The organism is Paenibacillus sp. Paensp38 (assembly GCF_059491915.1).
Genome location: NZ_CP168516.1, coordinates 1,666,065 through 1,683,453 on the forward strand (window position 1 = coordinate 1,666,065; position 17,389 = coordinate 1,683,453).

General features: G+C 46.4%; 19 protein-coding genes, 1 riboswitch and 1 other annotated feature. Of the genes, 16 read left to right on the forward strand and 3 right to left on the reverse strand.

What is annotated here, in order from left to right; all coding sequences use genetic code 11:
* Window positions 1-90 precede the first annotated feature (90 nt).
* The 8 genes from ACEN8J_RS07575 to ytfJ all read left to right on the forward strand — a co-directional run bounded on the left by ACEN8J_RS07575 (window position 91) and on the right by ytfJ (window position 6,091).
* Window positions 91-555 carry an IDEAL domain-containing protein gene (locus ACEN8J_RS07575; RefSeq protein ID WP_029517301.1) on the forward strand — a complete coding sequence of 155 codons (465 nt, stop codon included), beginning with the start codon at window positions 91-93 and terminating at the stop codon, window positions 553-555.
* Window positions 556-626: 71 nt separating this feature from the next.
* Window positions 627-800, forward strand: a riboswitch (FMN riboswitch).
* 331 nt (window positions 801-1,131) lie between these two features.
* Window positions 1,132-1,797 carry a riboflavin synthase gene (gene ribE / locus ACEN8J_RS07580; RefSeq protein ID WP_495594389.1) on the forward strand — a complete coding sequence of 222 codons (666 nt, stop codon included), beginning with the start codon at window positions 1,132-1,134 and terminating at the stop codon, window positions 1,795-1,797.
* Window positions 1,798-1,857: 60 nt separating this feature from the next.
* Window positions 1,858-2,541 carry a 3,4-dihydroxy-2-butanone-4-phosphate synthase gene (gene ribB, locus ACEN8J_RS07585; protein ID WP_341039539.1) on the forward strand — a complete coding sequence of 228 codons (684 nt, stop codon included), beginning with the start codon at window positions 1,858-1,860 and terminating at the stop codon, window positions 2,539-2,541.
* Between the two features lie 30 nt (window positions 2,542-2,571).
* Window positions 2,572-3,036, forward strand: a complete 465-nt coding sequence (gene ribH, locus ACEN8J_RS07590; protein ID WP_023989205.1) for a 6,7-dimethyl-8-ribityllumazine synthase — start codon at window positions 2,572-2,574, stop codon at window positions 3,034-3,036.
* Window positions 3,037-3,210: 174 nt separating this feature from the next.
* Complete coding sequence (locus ACEN8J_RS07595) at window positions 3,211-4,005, forward strand: segregation and condensation protein A (RefSeq protein WP_029517304.1); 795 nt, start codon at window positions 3,211-3,213, stop codon at window positions 4,003-4,005.
* Complete coding sequence (gene scpB / locus ACEN8J_RS07600; protein WP_029517305.1) at window positions 3,974-4,585, forward strand: SMC-Scp complex subunit ScpB; 612 nt, start codon at window positions 3,974-3,976, stop codon at window positions 4,583-4,585. Before ACEN8J_RS07595 ends, scpB begins: the two co-directional genes overlap by 32 nt.
* A 168-nt stretch (window positions 4,586-4,753) precedes the next feature.
* Window positions 4,754-5,470: a DUF2953 domain-containing protein gene (locus ACEN8J_RS07605; protein ID WP_029517306.1), complete on the forward strand. Its 717-nt coding sequence runs from the start codon at window positions 4,754-4,756 to the stop codon at window positions 5,468-5,470.
* A 129-nt stretch (window positions 5,471-5,599) separates the two neighbouring features.
* The gene (ytfJ, locus tag ACEN8J_RS07610; RefSeq protein ID WP_029517307.1) at window positions 5,600-6,091 is read left to right on the forward strand and encodes a GerW family sporulation protein; all 492 of its coding nucleotides are present in this window, start codon (window positions 5,600-5,602) and stop codon (window positions 6,089-6,091) included.
* A 91-nt stretch (window positions 6,092-6,182) separates the two neighbouring features.
* Here ytfJ and tgl read toward each other — a convergent pair whose 3' ends face one another.
* On the reverse strand, window positions 6,183-6,905 hold the full coding sequence (tgl, locus tag ACEN8J_RS07615) for a spore coat transglutaminase TGL (protein WP_029517308.1): 723 nt from the start codon (window positions 6,903-6,905) through the stop codon (window positions 6,183-6,185).
* A gap of 209 nt (window positions 6,906-7,114) precedes the next feature.
* On the opposite strand from tgl, the gene ACEN8J_RS07620 reads away from it, so the two are divergent.
* The 6 genes from ACEN8J_RS07620 to ACEN8J_RS07645 all read left to right on the forward strand — a co-directional run bounded on the left by ACEN8J_RS07620 (window position 7,115) and on the right by ACEN8J_RS07645 (window position 12,829).
* Window positions 7,115-8,377, forward strand: a complete 1,263-nt coding sequence (locus ACEN8J_RS07620) for a D-alanyl-D-alanine carboxypeptidase family protein (protein WP_069012708.1) — start codon at window positions 7,115-7,117, stop codon at window positions 8,375-8,377.
* A gap of 57 nt (window positions 8,378-8,434) precedes the next feature.
* Entirely contained in the window at window positions 8,435-9,184 is a 750-nt protein-coding gene (locus ACEN8J_RS07625; RefSeq protein ID WP_209947367.1) for a nucleoside recognition domain-containing protein, read from the forward strand.
* Window positions 9,185-9,191: 7 nt separating this feature from the next.
* Window positions 9,192-9,722, forward strand: coding sequence for a spore maturation protein (locus tag ACEN8J_RS07630; RefSeq protein ID WP_209947369.1), 531 nt, complete (start codon window positions 9,192-9,194; stop codon window positions 9,720-9,722).
* A gap of 78 nt (window positions 9,723-9,800) precedes the next feature.
* Complete coding sequence (locus ACEN8J_RS07635) at window positions 9,801-10,559, forward strand: pseudouridine synthase (protein WP_023989197.1); 759 nt, start codon at window positions 9,801-9,803, stop codon at window positions 10,557-10,559.
* A gap of 109 nt (window positions 10,560-10,668) precedes the next feature.
* Window positions 10,669-11,385: a response regulator transcription factor gene (locus tag ACEN8J_RS07640; RefSeq protein WP_495594390.1), complete on the forward strand. Its 717-nt coding sequence runs from the start codon at window positions 10,669-10,671 to the stop codon at window positions 11,383-11,385.
* A 1-nt stretch (window position 11,386) separates the two neighbouring features.
* A complete protein-coding gene (locus ACEN8J_RS07645; protein WP_069012706.1) occupies window positions 11,387-12,829 on the forward strand; it encodes an ATP-binding protein in 1,443 nt (480 codons plus the stop codon).
* Window positions 12,830-13,047: 218 nt separating this feature from the next.
* Here the strand turns inward: ACEN8J_RS07645 and serA are convergent, their stop codons facing one another.
* Entirely contained in the window at window positions 13,048-14,640 is a 1,593-nt protein-coding gene (gene serA, locus ACEN8J_RS07650) for a phosphoglycerate dehydrogenase (protein ID WP_013310756.1), read from the reverse strand.
* Window positions 14,641-14,901: 261 nt separating this feature from the next.
* Window positions 14,902-15,151 (reverse strand) — a binding site (T-box leader).
* Between the two features lie 185 nt (window positions 15,152-15,336).
* On the opposite strand from serA, the gene ACEN8J_RS07655 reads away from it, so the two are divergent.
* Both ACEN8J_RS07655 and ACEN8J_RS07660 read left to right on the forward strand, forming a co-directional pair.
* Complete coding sequence (locus ACEN8J_RS07655; protein WP_165147012.1) at window positions 15,337-15,924, forward strand: type II CAAX endopeptidase family protein; 588 nt, start codon at window positions 15,337-15,339, stop codon at window positions 15,922-15,924.
* Window positions 15,921-16,262, forward strand: a complete 342-nt coding sequence (locus tag ACEN8J_RS07660; RefSeq protein WP_029517314.1) for a hypothetical protein — start codon at window positions 15,921-15,923, stop codon at window positions 16,260-16,262. Before ACEN8J_RS07655 ends, ACEN8J_RS07660 begins: the two co-directional genes overlap by 4 nt.
* A 142-nt stretch (window positions 16,263-16,404) precedes the next feature.
* Here ACEN8J_RS07660 and ACEN8J_RS07665 read toward each other — a convergent pair whose 3' ends face one another.
* On the reverse strand, window positions 16,405-17,328 hold the full coding sequence (locus ACEN8J_RS07665; RefSeq protein ID WP_029517315.1) for a polysaccharide deacetylase family protein: 924 nt from the start codon (window positions 17,326-17,328) through the stop codon (window positions 16,405-16,407).
* Window positions 17,329-17,389: the final 61 nt, after the last annotated feature.

Here is a 17,389-nt window from a genome sequence, read left to right on the forward strand (position 1 = left end):
GGTAATGATTTCCGATATAGGAGTGGAGGCCTATAAGAGGCACGTTAAAAAGTTTTCTTCTGAATTTTAAGATGCAATGAGGTGCAGGTAATGATTAAGCTGAATACAGTTGAAATAATCGAAATTATAAAGAAGCAAATCCCTAAGGTTATGAACATCAAGCCAGTGGAACTCAAGTTTACGGATGATTTTGGACGGACCTCGCTGGCAGCGACAGAACACAAATTTACGCTGACGAACCAGCATTATTCTGCCAAGGTGATGGATTGCGTGTTAGAAACACAAGTACGCCCCATTTTAATGTGCGAAATTATTTATTTTCTAAAATGCGAGTTTATTGACGGACATGTTGATGTACGACTGGATTATGAAGCATGTTCTGAGGAAGGGCGAGGACCGGTTGCTTCAGCCGTAATTACCTTTGATCATGCAACAGAGCTGGGAGTCGAGGAACTGGCCGATCTGATTGACTTGGCGCTTCATATGAACGATAAAACCTGGTTTGAAGAACTCTCCAGCCAATATGTCAAAACCAAAGCAGGAGCTTCTATTTGATAACTTGCTTTTTTTAGAGGTCGGTGCTAATATACGTAACAAGTTTAATGTTAATTCAATTAAATAAGAGCAAGATCCTTCGGGGCGGGGCGAAATTCCCCACCGGCGGTGATGACATGTTTGTGGATCGTTTTTGTGAGAAACAGCATGGCTTAGTCCGTGACCCGGATGCTGAATGATCAGCAGAAGGTGGACCTGGTGCAAATCCGGGACCGACAGTATAGTCTGGATGGGAGAAGGATACGAAGCGCATGTGCATGACGTGACATGTGCCGATTTTTAGCATACCCAATTGTGCGTACGGCTTATTTCGTTGTAGGACAGCATCGGGCGATAGCTTGCTTAAGCTTTCTTTTTGATGGGTGTTCTGAGCGTATTTGGTTGTATACTCAGTCATGCTTTCTATTGGCAAACCTATGATTTCATGTCGTCTTAAGATGCAAATGAACTGCGCTTGTATACTACAAATGTGACTCTCATCACCCCCATGACGGATTGAATCCGAACTGGGGTTTTTTTGCGCTTATAGCTGATGAATTAGGGATAAACTGAGATGTAGTGGAAAGGAGTGAAGGCATGTTTACCGGATTGGTCGAGGAAGTGGGTCGTATTCAAACCATTTCCAAAAGCGGTGAAGCGATGGTGCTGGGGATTTCGGGTTCCGTGGTGTTGGGCGATTTAAAAATAGGAGACAGTGTCTCAGTGAATGGCGTTTGCCTGACGGCGATACAGATCGGTACGAAAGACTTTAAGGTTGATGTGATGCCGGAAACCTTTCGTAGCACTAATCTGAAAGAGTTGAGATCCGGCAGCCGAGTCAATCTGGAGCGAGCGATGGCGGCGAGTGGAAGGTTCGGAGGACATATCGTGCAAGGACATGTGGACGGGACGGGAACGATTCGCGGGGTGACATCAGACCAGAATGCAGTGGTGTTCGAAATTGAGCCTAAAAATCAAACATTATTTAAATATATTCTTCTCAAAGGGTCAATCACAATTGATGGTATAAGCCTCACAGTTGCACAGCGTACGGGAGATACCTTTGCCGTATCCATTATTCCCCACACCTTATCCGAAACGGCCTTACAAGCCAAACATGAGGGGGATACCGTCAATATCGAATGCGATATTTTGGGCAAATATGTAGAACAGCTTTTAAATTACAGAGGTGCAACGGAGGCGGAGAGAGTAGAAAAAGCTCCTCTCAGTTTGGACTATTTGGCGAAATACGGCTTTGCCTGATATTGAATGGTAAACCTGTTTAGGAGCATTCGTGGCACAAGACATAAGGAGGAAAGTGTTATGGATAGAGGTAGCCAAACAAGTGCAATGGCAAACGTCATAGAGCATGGTGAGTTGGAACATGACGAAGAGATTCGTTTGGATTCCATCGAAGAAGCGTTGGAGGACTTGAAAAACGGTAAGGTTGTCATTGTAGTGGATGATGAACAGCGCGAAAATGAAGGCGATTTTATCGCTTTGGCTGAAAAAGCGTCGCCTGAGGTCATTAATTTCATGATTACAGAAGGTCGCGGGTTGGTCTGTGTGCCGATCACACGACAAAGAGCCGAGGCCTTGGAATTGCATCCTATGGTAAAGCAAAATACAGATTTCCACGGTACTGCCTTTACGGTATCGGTAGATCATATGGAGACAACAACGGGGATTTCAGCGGCCGAGCGTTCCTTGACTGTACGCGCCTTGGCAGACGAAGCAGTCACAGGAAGTGATTTCCGCAAGCCTGGTCACATGTTCCCGCTGATTGCTCGCGATGGGGGTGTCTTGCAGCGTGCTGGTCACACGGAGGCGGCTGTTGATCTGGCTCGACTCAGTGGCTTCAAGCCTGCTGGAGTCATTTGTGAAATTATAAAGGAAGATGGCTCAATGGCCCGCCTGCCTGATCTGGCATTGGTCGCTAAGCGACATCAATTGAAGCTGATCAGTATTCAGGATTTGGTGGACTACCGTCGTCGTTTGTCATTGTAAATAATTTAAATTAAGAGAGGTTGATTAATTATGGCACGTTTTCTAGAAGGTAATCTTGTATCGAACGGTTTAAAATATGGTATTGTGGTGGGCAGATTTAATGAGTTTATTACGAGCAAGCTGTTAAGCGGTGCAATTGACGCACTTCAACGACATGGTGCACAGGAAGATGAAATTGATGTAGCCTGGGTTCCGGGTGCATTTGAAATTTCACTAATTGCGCAAAAAATGGCTGCAAGCGGCAAATATGATGCCGTAATTACGCTGGGTACGGTCATCCGTGGTTCTACTTCACATTATGATATCGTCTGCAATGAAGTGGCCAAGGGTGTGGCAGCGAGCAGCCTAAAAACGGGAGTACCTGTTATTTTTGGGGTAGTGACTACAGAAAACATTGAACAGGCTATTGAACGAGCAGGTACGAAGGCTGGTAATAAAGGTTGGGATTCAGCACTGGCTGCGATTGAAATGGCCAATCTCGGCAAGCAATTTTAATGATAGGAATAGCTGAATAGAACGGTATAAACTGCAAGGGGAAAAAAGGGATTAGATTGTTAAGCAAGGCGATGACGTATATACTACAGAAAGAGGGATTGATAACGCAGAGCATAAGTGCTATAGGGAAAGGTATTGTTGAATGATGATTGGAGTAAGGCAGGGGGAAGCACATTGACAGTCGTAAACTACAAGCTGGAAACATTCGAGGGTCCGCTGGATCTACTGTTGCATCTGATTGATAAAGCCGAAATCGACATTCAGGATATCCCGATTAGCGATATTACTGATCAGTATATGGCTTTTTTGCACAGTATGCAGGAGCTGGAACTGGACATTACGAGCGAGTTTCTGGTGATGGCGGCGACGCTCTTATCCATTAAGAGTAAATTGTTGCTTCCCAAGCCACCTGTGATGGAATATGACGATTTGGATTTTTATGAGGAAGAGGATTATGATCCACGTGAGGAACTGGTCCGCAAGCTGGTGGAGTATCGTAAATATAAAGGGATTGCTCGCCATCTAAGTGAACGTGAGTGGGAGAGGAGTCTAATTTATGGCAAAGAGCCAGAAGATCTGAGTGCATTCCTGCCCACTGAACCCGTAAATCCGGTGCATGGGCTGCATGCAAGCGATTTGGTCGCAGCCTTTCAGCGTGCTTTGCGCAAAGCAGAACGACGTACGACGGTAACCCGTGTTCATCGGGACGAAATTTCAGTCAAGGACCGTATCCGGCAAGTTATCGGGGCTTTAGAGATGGTGGGGAATGGAGGACGGCTGCTGTTCTCCAAGCTGATGCATGAGGATATGTATCGGCATGAAGTGGTTGTGACCTTTTTGGCTATCCTTGAACTGATGAAAATGAAGCAAATTTTCTGTTATCAGGAGAAGCTTTTCGATGATATTGTAATGGAGTGGAGAGGGGATTTACGGGTTAATGGATTATCTGAAGCTGAAATCAATTATTGAGGGACTGCTGTTTCTAGCAGGAGAGGAAGGGTTGTCCACCAAGCAGATCGCCGACATTGTAGAGCAGCAGCAAGAGCTGGTTGAACAGTGCCTGGAAGATATGAAGCAGGACATGGAGCAGGGGGGAAGAGGCCTGCAACTTGTCCGTATTGCCGGTCATTATCAGCTTGCAACTTTATCCGAACATGCACCTTACTTTGAAAAGCTCGCATACTCTCCGGCACGTGCGTCACTGTCTCAAGCTGCTTTGGAGACGCTGGCCATTGTGGCCTACCGCCAGCCCATTACAAGAGTTGAAATCGAAGAGATTCGGGGGGTTAAATCCGAGCGGGCCATACATACACTGGTCAACAAGGAGCTCATTGAAGAGAAAGGTCGAGCGGAAGCCATCGGACGGCCGATATTGTACGGAACGACGAAATCATTTTTGGATTATTTCGGTCTGGGCTCTCTGGCAGATCTACCGCAACCGGAGCTGTTCGAGAATTCGGACAATTTGGAGGAAGAGACTCAATTATTGTTCGAGCGTCTGGAGAGTAGCCAGCCTGCGGCCAACGATCTAGATCTTGAATCCCAATAAAGTTGCTCCGGATCTTGCGGCTCACTTATGTAAAAGTTCAAACAGACAGCCAGTCCTCATATCGTTGGGGGCTGGCTGTTGGTATTTTAAGATGCATGATTTTCCGGCGAACGGTCATACTATTTTTGCCATGATATTCTATAGCAAAAAGGTAGGGAGGACACGCCAGTGTGGAAATGGATCAGTATCGCCATCATCGTCGTTATATTACTTGTACTGGCAGTTCTGCTCTCTCGTATTCGTTTGAAGCTGAATATTGCCAAACATGACAATGATGATCGGGCGCATCTAGAGATCAGATTTCTATACGGGATGATAAAAATGAATTACGATGTGCCGGCCATTCTCATAACAGGGTTGAAAAAGGGGCTTCTCTATCGGCTAGATCGCAACAAAAACATACATAAAACGGATGCTTCCGTGGATAGCGGTAATATTGATACAGTAAAAATCAAGCAATTTATACATGATATACGGGTTTTGCTCAAGGGAACGAAATCCTTTAATAAATGGTTGCGACATACATTGGCACATGTGACGATGTCCAAAATGGAATGGTCTACCAACATTAGTCTTGCTGACGCAGCATATACAGCTACCTCAACTGGTATTTTGTGGGGATTAAAAACAACCTTGATCGGTTATGCTTCAAGCTTTGTACGCATGGATTGTACCCCTAAGCTGTATGTTGTGCCCTATTGGGTGGATCGCTTGCGTTTTACCACCACTTTGAACTGTGAAGCAAACGTATCGCTCGGCTATTTAATGTTCTCCATGCTCATCTTATCTTACCGCATATGGCGCGTTCCGGGTGGACCGGAGGCATGGAAACGGGTTTTTTTCAAAAAAAATGCGGCGGATCATCAAGCTAACAATGAATGGTAAACAGTGGAGAGAGGTGAGACTCAATCCTTTCTGAACTATCGAATGACATACATATTTCCTTGAACCCCTGCGCACAATAGCGAAAGAAAAGGCAGTCTACGCTTGAGATAAGCAGAGGAGGAATAAATCATGTCAGATCACCCGATTCAAGGGCTCATGCAAACCGCAATGGAAAACATCAAAGCCATGGTAGACGTGAATACGATTGTAGGAGACGCAGTGGAAACACCCGATGGTTCTGTTATTTTGCCAATCAGTAAGGTGGGATTTGGTTTCGCTGCCGGGGGAAGTGATTTTAACGTAGACGAAGAGGCACTTCATACTTCCTCGGCGTCGGGTAATCATAGCGGGAAGGAAGGGCATCCTTTTGGAGGCGGTAGCGGTGGTGGTGTATCTATTCATCCCATTGCTTTTCTGGTTGTTGGCAAACAGGGGGCACAAATCGTTCCATTGGACAATCAAACGCATCTGATTGAGAAGCTCATTGACTCCACGCCATACCTGATTGATAAGGTTCAGTCTATCTTCCGGAATTCAGGCGGCGACTTGCAGACTCCCCCCCCACAGGTACCTGTAGATGTTGCTACGGATCACAGTAATTCTGGCCCGGCTTACTTGTAAAAGTTATTGAAATTAAAAGCATTCTCTCAGGAAGGTATCCCAAAGCCGAGTATAGGCTAAGGAATACCTTCTTTTCTGCTTGTACTTGGGCCTATCCCCGAATATACTGCCTTCCCCCAATGAAAGCATGTATATGGTGACTGTATTCCTGTTGATATAAAGTATGCAGCGAGATTTCATTTTTTCGATTTCCTTCGGTAGCAAACTGCGATAGGTAGATGAAGTCCGGATAGATCACTTCATTCGTCAAATAAGCGGATACCGTGGCATCAGGCCGACGATGTTGATTCAGGGAATCGATAATACCTTTCGCCGGCAAGATGCCAATCCCATGTCCATAAAACAAGTCTTCCTTCAGCTTAACGACATTTTCTCCTTTCCATTCTAATGTTTCAGACGACACATCCGGATTGTTGAAATACAGAATATCGCCAGGAGCCGCTTTATGACTTCCTTCCTGCTGTATGAGCCTGAGGTCGCTGTCATAGTGCCAGTCATACAGCAGCATATCTGCAAAAATCCGATTAAACTCACTTTCCAGAATGGAATCCAGCACTCCATTGTACAGCACAATAACCATAGCTGTTGCACATTCAAAAGCGTATTGATGACCGTTTAAAAAGATATCTCTGATGCCTTGGGCTGGTGTGACACCTGCTTTGATCTGAAAGCCACCTTTTTCCGTTAAATTCCAAAATTGCGGGTTGCAACGTGCGGTAGCAAAAGTGGCAAAGGATACACCGCTTCGATGCAATGCTTCTGCGGACTCTACAATCCGCGATCTTAAAATCATTTCAAACTGTAGTCGCTGCATGTTATAACCCCTCGATCCATATTTAACGTTTAGTAACTAATATATATGTGCTCAGGAGGGCATGTTGCTTGGTTTGTGTAGAAAGAAAGCGAAAAAGGAGCAGCTAATGGCTAGTCCTGTAAAGGAATTTTCTGTTATAAAGGTGGACATACTTTGAACAGCTTGGACATAGAATGGTACAAGACTTGTTTAAAACCGGAGGAATCCAAATGTTTAAAAAAAAGCAACACATTCACGCGGACCACAGCCATTTCTTGAATAAGGCACGCGCATTTGTTTTGCCGCTGGTATTTCTGCTTATTTTGTCATTGCCGCTTACGTTGCTAAGTCCGCAGCCCGCTCGGGGAGCGATAAAAACAGAAGTAGCGCCGCCCGCATTAGGAACCCATGCACAGGCTGCTTCTTTAATTGATGTTACATCAGGAAGAATCATTTATTCTACCGAAGGTGACCGGGAGCTACGTATTGCCAGCCTGACCAAAATTATGACAGCGATCGTGGCTATTGAACATGGACGCTTGCAGGACCGGGTAAAGGTGAGCCCAACCGCGTATGCCAAAGAAGGGTCCTCGCTTTTTCTGCAAATGGGTGAACAAATGTCATTGGAAAATATGCTGTACGGCTTAATGCTCCGTTCTGGTAATGATGCCGCTTCTGCCATTGCTGAGCATGTGGGGGGGACAGAAGAGGGATTTGTTCATTTGATGAACGACAAGGCGGTTCAGCTTGGGCTAAGCCATACACATTTTGCTAATCCGCACGGGCTGGATGCCGAGGGACATTATTCCTCAGCCAATGATATGGCCCGGCTTACTGCTTATGCGCTGCATAATCCAACTTTTGCACGTATCGTAAAAACAGAATTGAAAAAAGCACCGAATCCCAACGACTCTTGGGACTACTCATGGCACAATAAAAACAAAATGCTGCGGCTGTATGACGGAGCTGACGGGGTGAAAACAGGCTTTACCAAAAAAGCGTTTCGCTGTCTGGTCAGTTCGGCTACACGGGACGGTCGCCAGCTCGCTGCTGTTACCTTGAATGACGGGGACGATTGGAACGATCATGCCCGTATGCTTGATTACGGATTCCGATATTATCCGCTCATTCCGATTACGGACAAGCAGCAACCTATCGATGGTTACCCACTATTAACAGGTACAAGCTTTGCCTATCCTTTACATGATGGCGAGAAAACCCAGTTGCACAAAAGACTGGTGTTGTATAAAAATTCCGCTTCTGCCGATAGAGCGGACGTATCTTTTGGCTTACGAGGACGGGTTGAATTCCTTTTGGAAGGTAAACTTATCGGTTCTGTTCCTGTGTATGCAAAAGGTAGTAAGCTGCCTGCTCAAAATACCGTACAGCCACAGAAGGAGACTCCAACTGCACAAGAACCTGCGAACAATACTCAGCAACGAGGTTGGACGAGCAGATGGAACGAAATCCTTAAAAATTTGTTTGGAGCATAGGGCAACCAGGAAATAGAGCTGTACGTGTCACATCATTGGGAAAAGGAGGAATCAGCCATGATTCATCTCATATGGGTGGCTTTGATTTGTATTGGATTTGTATTTGCTGCCGCGCAGGGAAATATTGAGGTGGTGACGAAAGCGGCTTTTGACGGGGCAACTACGGGGGTTACAGTGTGCTTTGGACTGATAAGTGTGCTGGTGTTCTGGATGGGCATGATGCGGCTGGCTGAAGATGGCGGGCTCTTACAGAAAATATCCAAGCTTCTTTCTCCTTTGGTTGCCTTTCTCTTCCCTGATGTTCCGCGTAATCATCCCGCTATGGGTTACATTTTGTCCAATATGAGCGCCAATCTGCTGGGCCTGGGGAATGCAGCCACACCGATGGGAATCAAGGCGATGCAAGAGCTGCAGACGCTCAATCCAGATAAGCAAACCGCCACACCAGCCATGTGTACGCTACTCGCCCTGAATACAGCCAGTATTACGCTTATTCCTACGACGTTGATCGCGATACGGCTAAATTTTCATTCCGCACATCCGGCAGAAATCGTCGGTACGACACTGGTAGCGACCGCAATAGCCACCTTTGCTGCAATTGCGGCGGATCGTTGGTACCGTAGTCGAGAATTGCGCCGCCGTCCTCCAGCGATTCCGCCGTCCCAGTCATCCTTGGCGCCACTCGCCCCACCAGCACCAACATCAACATCTACTGCCTCTTCAACGACGTTGCCCGCATCTTTACCTGCCGTTCCGCGAACGGGAATCACGGCTGCCAAGGGCAGGGACACCACTTGGAAAGGATGAGGGAGGCATGCTTAATTTTATAAACCTCGTATCGACTTGGGCCATTCCGGTTATTCTCGCTTTTATTCCTTTATATGCATATGCTAAAAGGGTCCCTGTCTACGATTCTTTTGTGGATGGAGCCAAAGACGGATTTTCTACCGCCATCAGCATTATTCCTCATCTCGTAGGCATGATGGTGGCAATTAGCATTTTTCGAGCATCCGGCGCCTTGGACTATTTGATCTCTTGGGTTACCCCTTGGATTAAACACTGGGGTGTACCGGGCGAGATATTGCCTTTAGGTTTGCTTCGTCCATTGACGGGCACTGGCTCACTTGCGTTTACGACGGATCTAATTCGCACCTATGGCCCGGATTCCATGATCGGTCGGATCGCTTCAACGATTCAGGGCAGCACAGACACGACGCTATATGTGCTAACTGTATATTTTGGTGCGGTAGGTATCCGCAATGGACGGTATGCTTTGAAGGTAGGACTATTTTCAGATGTGGTTGGTTTTGTGGCAGCCATTGCGATTTGCCTGCTTGTATTTTAATTTCTGCATCGTTTTTTGAACGGGGGTTGTGATTTTGCTCATGGATGGGTATCATTAGCATGAGGTGAATTAGCGAACATGGAAAGATTGCAGAAAATATTGGCCCAAGCTGGTGTAGCTTCCAGACGTAAATGTGAGGAGCTTATTCAGGCGGGTAGCGTGGAAGTGAACGGGGTTGTCGTAACTGAACTGGGAACGAAGGCAGACCCTGATCAAGATATGATTACGGTAAAGGGACGCCCGATCAAAACCGAGAAAAAAATCTATTTGATGATGAACAAACCTAAAGGGGTCATTACGAGCGCTTCCGATCCGGAAGGCCGTAAAATCGTGTCAGACTATCTGAAAGGCGTTAAGGAACGCGTATATCCGGTGGGACGTCTCGATTACGACACCGAAGGACTGCTGTTGCTCACCAATGATGGCGAGTTCGCCAATCTGCTGACCCATCCCAAGCATCATGTGCCCAAGACATATGTGGCAACAGTCAAAGGCGTTCCACATGGTACTGAGCTGGACAAGCTGAAAAAGGGAATCGTGCTGGAAGATGGCATTACTGCACCAGCCGAGGTAGAATATAAAGATGTAGATCCGAATGGTAAGGAGTCTGTGATCCAGATTACCATTTATGAAGGCAGAAATCGCCAAGTAAGACGGATGTTTGAGGCCATTTCACACCCAGTCATCAGACTCAAGCGGATAGCCTTCGGAGATCTTTTGCTACAAAACTTGAAGCGCGGTCTGACCAGACCCCTAACCAAGGACGAAATCAACCGTCTCATTCAACTTGCCAAATCAGACAACACGAAAAAGAAACGGACAGGACGGGGGTCATAACCCCGGCCTTTTTGGTGTAAAGAGACTGTTGGATGAGAGTAAAGTTTGACCAAGCACGGGAAAATAGTAAAATAGAGAGAATGCTTTTTTTAGCGAAGGGGCTGGGAATATGTCAGAACAAAGCAACCGCATATTAATTGTAGATGATGAAGAACGCATTCGACGCCTTCTGCGGATGTATCTGGAAAAAGAAGGATATGCAATTGACGAAGCTGAGGATGGCGAGATTGCCCTCCAAAAAGCGACTGCAAGCGATTACAGCATTATTTTGCTCGATGTGATGCTTCCAGGGATGGATGGGATTGAGGTGTGTACACGGCTGCGTCAGACCAAAGCTACACCTGTGATTATGCTGACTGCCAAAGGCGAGGAAGTGAACCGTGTACAAGGCTTTGAAGTCGGAGCTGATGATTATGTGGTTAAGCCCTTTAGCCCGCGAGAAGTCATTTACCGGGTGAAGGCGATTTTACGCCGTTCGTCGGAAACTGCCTTTTTAACGAAAGAAGCGGTACCAAGCAATAGTATTGTTTTTCCGAATCTTATCATTGAGCATGATGCGCACCGGGTAACTGCGGGTGGGATTGAAATCAGTCTCACGCCTAAAGAGTACGAGCTGTTGCATTATTTGGCGGTGTCACCAGATAAAGTCTTTTCACGCGAAGAACTGCTGAAAGACGTTTGGAATTACGAATTTTTTGGTGACCTGCGCACTGTGGATACGCATGTGAAACGGCTTCGTGAAAAGCTGAATAGGGTATCGCCAGAGGCAGCCGCTATGATTACGACCGTGTGGGGCGTAGGTTATAAGCTGGAGGTTCCAAAATAACGTGAACTTCTGGAGATCGCTGGTAGGCAAGCTGTGGATCACCATCATTTGCCTTGTAGGCTCTGTGCTTATTTTTTTAGGGCTTTTTTTATTGCCGTACATCAACAGAAATTTTGCGGCGTATGAATCGACGGAAATCAAGCATTTGTTCACCTATACATGTATAGTCGGATTTTTATTGACGACCTTTTTTGCCCTATTTCTTTTTACTAAAATCACACAGCCTATGCAGCTGTTGATTCAGGCGGCGAATGCCATTCGTGAGGGAAGGTATGATACTCGGCTTTCGCTGGTGACCAGTGATGAAATTGGAGAACTGGCGAAAACTTTTAATCATATGTCTACGGAACTGGAAGCAACGATCCGCAGTCTGAATGAGGAGAAAAACCATTTATCCAGCGTACTGCGAAGCATGTCTGATGCAGTAATCACCTTCGACAGAAGCGGACAAATCATCTTGACGAATCCGCCGGCACAAAGTTTGCTGAATATCTGGGAAAAGCTGGAGTGGCAGGAACGTGATCTGGAGGAGTTTGGAGCTTCTGTACCTGAGCCTTTGCAGTCTCTGTTCCATACCGTTATGGACAGGGGAGAGGATGTCGGAGACTATATCCATGTCAAGAAGGGCTCCTGGTCGGTGCAGATGGCGCCTCTGTATACGGATAATGCAATCCGCGGTGCAGTAGCTGTGCTTAGAGATATTACGGAAGAAGTGAAGCTAGAGAAGATGCGGAGCGATTTTGTGGCCAACGTATCTCATGAAATCCGTACACCTTTATCTATGATGCAGGGCTACAGTGAGGCGTTGCTGGATGGTATGGCGGGTTCACCAGAAGAATCCGAGGAACTGGTGCAGGTCATCCATGATGAGTCATTACGCATGGGAAGGTTAGTCAAGGATCTGCTTGATCTGGCCCGAATGGAGGCTGGTCATACAGACATGCACCGACAGGAATTGGATGTGAACGAGTTGATCGAGCGTGTTCACCGTAAATTTACGGTACGATCCAAGGAACAGGGACTGACACTCGATTACCATGAGCATGGCCAGCGTTTGTTGCTGCCTGAGGCAGATGAAGACCGGTTGGAACAGGTATTGACCAATTTGCTGGATAATGCATTTAGACACACACCCGGTGGGAAAAAGGTTACTATTGCGGCGGATCGAATTTTGGGAGAACGGCATGAGTTAATCCGTATTCGGATTAAGGATGAAGGTGTAGGCATTGCCAGCGAGGATCTACCTTATATTTTCGACCGCTTTTACAAGGCAGATAAAGCCAGAGTACGTGGTGAGGATAAAGGGACTGGCTTGGGGCTTGCTATTGTCAAGAATATTGTAGAGGCTCACGGAGGCTCTGTCTCTGCTGCCAGCGTATTGGGGGAAGGGACGGAATTTACTATTTTGCTGCCTATCTCCAGCAAAACTAAGCTGGGTCTGTAACAGGCTTATAAGCCCAATCTGATATCCCCCGGTTTGCAGGCATCCTCGGAAGAGGGTGCTTTTTGTTGAAAAATCAACATTTATCTTGTTCAACGTGGAACATCCTGTTTCAAAATGATTACTCACATGATAGATAACTCGGTATAAGAAAAAGACGCCTGGGTAGCCAGGCGCCTCTCTTTATTATAAAACCATGGACCTCTCAATAGGGTCTGGAACTAATCTAGCACTACTTCTTGGGCAGTATTTAGTTCTGGCAAACCAACGAGTTGAATCAGTACGTCTTTCGGCACGGCTTTATCGACGGTCAGGATCATGATAGCTTCTCCGCCGACAATTTTACGCCCTACTTGCATAGAAGCGATATTGACGCCGTTCTCCCCAAGCAAGGTGCCGACACGACCGATAATGCCTGGTTTATCATTGTGCGAGATGAGCAGGAAATGAGCTTCCGGTGCCACGTCTACTGGGAACTGGTTCAACCTAACAATACGTTCGCCATAGCCTGCCAGCAGGGTGCCAGATACACGTTGCTCTTCGCCGCTCTGCGTTTTGAGTGTAACGGTAATCAGGTTGGTAAAACCCTTGGTGGCGGGCGCCTGAGATACGACAAGATGGATGTCACGTGTTTTGGCCAGATGTACAGAGTTTACAATGTTCACATCGCTGCCCAGATGACGGCTAAGTACGCCTTTCAAAATATACCGTGTCAGCGGCTGTGTATCCACAGAGGACAAATCGCCAGCGTAATCTACCTGAATTTCACGTACAGCCTGATTCGTGATCTGAGCGGCAAAGCTGCCCAGCTTCTCTCCAAGCGAGAAATATGGCTGCAATTGCGTCATGACGTTGGATGGTACTGGAGGCATGTTGACCGCATTTTTAAAAGGCTCATCACGCAAAATATGCAGCACTTGCTCGGACACGTCGATAGCTACATTCTCCTGAGCTTCGACAGTCGAGGCACCCAGATGTGGTGTAACGATAATTTTCGGGTGGCTCAGGAATGGGTGGTCCTGTGCTGGCGGCTCTGACTCAAATACGTCAAAAGCTGCACCGGCAACGATACCTTCATCAATGGCTTCAACAAGAGCCATTTCATCGATAACTCCGCCCCGGGCACAGTTGATAATGCGCATTCCTTTTTTCATCACTTCAAACTGTGGACGAGCAATCATATGTTTCGTTTCCGGTGTTAATGGTGTGTGTACGGTCATAAAATCTGCGTTGCGGATAATTTCATCCACGCTCGCAAGCTTAATGCCCAGCTTCTCAGCGCGTTCTTCCGTTAGAAATGGATCATAGCCGAGGATACTCATGCCAAATGCTTTGGCACGTTTAGCCACCTCACTGCCGATACGTCCCATGCCGAGGACTCCAAGTGTTTTGTTACGCAGTTCGACACCGAGGAATGTTTTACGATCCCATGTACCGCCAATGGTTTTGGCATATGCCTGTGGAATATGACGTGCTAGAGCCATCATCATCGCAAAAGTGTGCTCACATGTCGTAATCGTGTTGCCGTCAGGAGCGTTAATAACGATAATCCCGCGTTGTGTTGCTGCTTCGAGGTCGATGTTATCCACTCCGACCCCAGCTCGCCCTACAACCTTGAGGTTCTTACCTGCCGTCATGATGCGTTCGGTTACCCGAGTTTGGCTTCGAACGAGTAATGCGTCATAGTCACCAATAATTTGAACCAATTCATCCTCGCTGAGACCTGTGTTCTTGTCCACCGTGACATCGTCTGCATCCATCAGTTGCTGGATGCCCAGGTCACTGATTGGATCGGATACTAACACTTTAAACATTTGGTTTCCTCCTCAAAGTTAACTTCTTTTATGGACAGGATGCACTTCAAACTGAAATACATTCCATAAAGAACATGAAAAAACTTGAAATGCTTCTAAAAGTACAGGAGAGCGGTGTGAAATACTAGTGTGATAACGCATTGACGCAGAAAAGGGATGGAATAGCATTATGCACCAAACTAACGACCAAAAGTCTTATGCGGAGACGCTTTGCGGTTTTCGGGCATCAAAAAAACCCCCGAATCACATACTATCTCCATAGTAAGGGACGAGAGTTATCGTGGTACCACCCTAATTCGCAGCCATTTCGCAATGGACTGCCTTCAGCGGTCATAAAATGACCGAAAGGATAACGGTTTTCTGCCGATTGCATCTAATGCCGGGAAATATTCCCCAGACCTCGGTGCAATAACTCAGGAGCGCTGAAAGTAGTTACTTCGTCACCGGCTTCCACCCAAGCACCGGTTCTCTGAGGACGAAATCAATACCTTTTCTCCATCATTGTTGTTGTCGCTAATAATTTTTTCATAATGTATCATGGCTTACATGGGCATGTCAATAGGACATGCGACATGTGAGGATAGCAGGCTAGATATATAGCTACAGAATGCGGAAAATTAAGATTTAAGTCTTCTTGAATCCGCCCGACTTTTTGGCTATGATGCTAAAGAAGACTATGCAGAGGACTAACTAACTATGAAAAAGCTTAAAGTGAAATGGAAAAGAGCGCAAATTCATGAATTGAACGACCGCTTGCTGCTTTACAATTTGTATCTAACTCAGGGGCTGACCCTGCTGATTGGCGCAATCTGGATATTTTTTCAGAAAAGAAATTTGTTAGAACTATTTGCATTGCCGAACACTCTGCACGTCTTATGGTGGGGATTGGGATTGGCCGCCGCTATGTTACTTGTGGATCTGTTGCTATCCCGGATTATGCCTGAGGATGCTATGGATGACGGTGGTATTAACCAAATGCTATTTCAAAATCGTCCGGTTTGGCATATTATTTGTATAGCAGCTATCGTTTCTATCTGTGAGGAACTCTTGTTCAGAGGTGCGATTCAGTACAGCATTGGTCCTTATTGGACAAGCATTTTATTTGCGGTGATTCATATCCGATATTTACGGCATTGGATTCCCACTGGCTGGGTTTTTGTTAGCAGTTATGGATTGGGCTACATATATGTGCAGACCGGTAGTCTGTGGGCACCGATCATTTGTCATTTTGTGATTGACCTTATATCTGGTTTAGCGTTACGTTTTCGGAGGTATGAAGAATGAATCAGGAACTTAGCAGAGTGCAGACCTATGGTAGCCGTCGAAATGGTCGCAAAGGCAAGGAAGAGGACAGGTCAAAATCTAAACCAGTTCGCTCCCGTGCTTCACGGCCCGTGCCAGAATTGGCTCACGTTGCCGCTGCACCAGAAGTTGCTGTGACGATGGAGGGTGACACTCCTGCCAGTGAGTACCGAACGCGGGCAGAAATGTTTCCGTCCCGCCGTATTCGGGTAAGCAAGTGGTTTTTAAATTTTTTGAGCACTCTTTTTGTGCTGATTACTGCAGCATTACTGTGGTGGGGCGTCAAGGGTGCACCACCCATCAGTGAAATGCTTTGGTAATATAAAGTTATTATGGACGTCTGTGCTTAGGTCAAGGCGCGTAATGATACGGCGAAAAAGCCTCCATCTCCACATGAATAACGGAGAATGGAGGCCTTTATTGCATCATCTATAGTTAATCCGGAGTATACGCAAGTGTCTACTAGCTAGCAGGAACCTCAATCCCTTGCGGATCGACAAATTGGTAACCCTTTTGCTCAAGGCGCGTCAATAGACTGTCCAGCGCCTCAGCTGTCCATGGCAGTTCGTGCATCAAGATATTGCTGCCTGGATGAAGTTGTTCTGTTACATTTTTGAGAAGTGCCTCCGTTTTATTAGGCTGATTCTTTTTCATTGTCCAGTCCAGAGAACCGACGGACCATGTCATGTATAGGAGACCGTTTTCCTTAGCGACCTTGCGACCTACGTCCCCGCCTGCACCATGAGGGGGGCGGAAGAAGACGGGGGCTTGGCCTGTAATGTCCTTAACAGCTTTTTGTACCGTTTCAATCTGTTTTTTGACCTCGGGCTCAGATTTATTCTTCAGCACGATGTGATCCCAGCTATGGTTGCCGATGGGCTGTCCACGGTCATGGATAAGCTTAAGCAACTCAGGATGCTTTTTTACACGGTAACCGTTTACGAAGAAAATTGCTTTCGCTTTGTGTTTGTCCAGTACATCTATGATTTTGTTAATCATGGCTGCTTCCTTAGGACCATCATCAAAGGTCAATAACACGACTTTTTTTTCGGTACCTTGTTGGTCAGGGATTACATTGTAAGCTTTGTCCAAGTGATACATTTTGTTATTGATAGTTGCAGATGTCGCAGCTCCTGTTTCGTTGCTTTCGCTGGTTTTATCATTTTGTGCATTGGTTTTATCCGCTGAGTTATGTTCATCACTGCCTGCTTGCTTACTGCTGTTTTTTGGGGAAGAGACGTTGCTCTGATCTTTGGCGCTGTTACTTGAGTCAGACGCTACCGAATCCTGCTGGTTGCTTGTTGCCGCAGATTCAGGCTTGGTTGCAGTGCAAGCACTAAGCAGCAGACATGCGGTGAACAAAATGGCTGCTGTTTTTGTACCCATTATTTCATCTCACCTTCCTGTATTTTATACCGTATGAGTTTGTCACTACTGACGAACACTA

Coding starts and splice junctions, on each gene's coding strand:
- ACEN8J_RS07575 (WP_029517301.1), top strand. CDS start 91: ATGATTAAGCTGAATACAGTTGAAATAATCGAAATTATAAAGAAGCAA.
- ribE (WP_495594389.1), top strand. CDS start 1,132: ATGTTTACCGGATTGGTCGAGGAAGTGGGTCGTATTCAAACCATTTCC.
- ribB (WP_341039539.1), top strand. CDS start 1,858: ATGGATAGAGGTAGCCAAACAAGTGCAATGGCAAACGTCATAGAGCAT.
- ribH (WP_023989205.1), top strand. CDS start 2,572: ATGGCACGTTTTCTAGAAGGTAATCTTGTATCGAACGGTTTAAAATAT.
- scpB (WP_029517305.1), top strand. CDS start 3,974: ATGGATTATCTGAAGCTGAAATCAATTATTGAGGGACTGCTGTTTCTA.
- ytfJ (WP_029517307.1), top strand. CDS start 5,600: ATGTCAGATCACCCGATTCAAGGGCTCATGCAAACCGCAATGGAAAAC.
- tgl (WP_029517308.1), bottom strand. CDS start 6,905: ATGCAGCGACTACAGTTTGAAATGATTTTAAGATCGCGGATTGTAGAG.
- ACEN8J_RS07620 (WP_069012708.1), top strand. CDS start 7,115: ATGTTTAAAAAAAAGCAACACATTCACGCGGACCACAGCCATTTCTTG.
- ACEN8J_RS07625 (WP_209947367.1), top strand. CDS start 8,435: ATGATTCATCTCATATGGGTGGCTTTGATTTGTATTGGATTTGTATTT.
- ACEN8J_RS07630 (WP_209947369.1), top strand. CDS start 9,192: ATGCTTAATTTTATAAACCTCGTATCGACTTGGGCCATTCCGGTTATT.
- ACEN8J_RS07635 (WP_023989197.1), top strand. CDS start 9,801: ATGGAAAGATTGCAGAAAATATTGGCCCAAGCTGGTGTAGCTTCCAGA.
- ACEN8J_RS07640 (WP_495594390.1), top strand. CDS start 10,669: ATGTCAGAACAAAGCAACCGCATATTAATTGTAGATGATGAAGAACGC.
- serA (WP_013310756.1), bottom strand. CDS start 14,640: ATGTTTAAAGTGTTAGTATCCGATCCAATCAGTGACCTGGGCATCCAG.
- ACEN8J_RS07655 (WP_165147012.1), top strand. CDS start 15,337: ATGAAAAAGCTTAAAGTGAAATGGAAAAGAGCGCAAATTCATGAATTG.
- ACEN8J_RS07660 (WP_029517314.1), top strand. CDS start 15,921: ATGAATCAGGAACTTAGCAGAGTGCAGACCTATGGTAGCCGTCGAAAT.
- ACEN8J_RS07665 (WP_029517315.1), bottom strand. CDS start 17,328: ATGGGTACAAAAACAGCAGCCATTTTGTTCACCGCATGTCTGCTGCTT.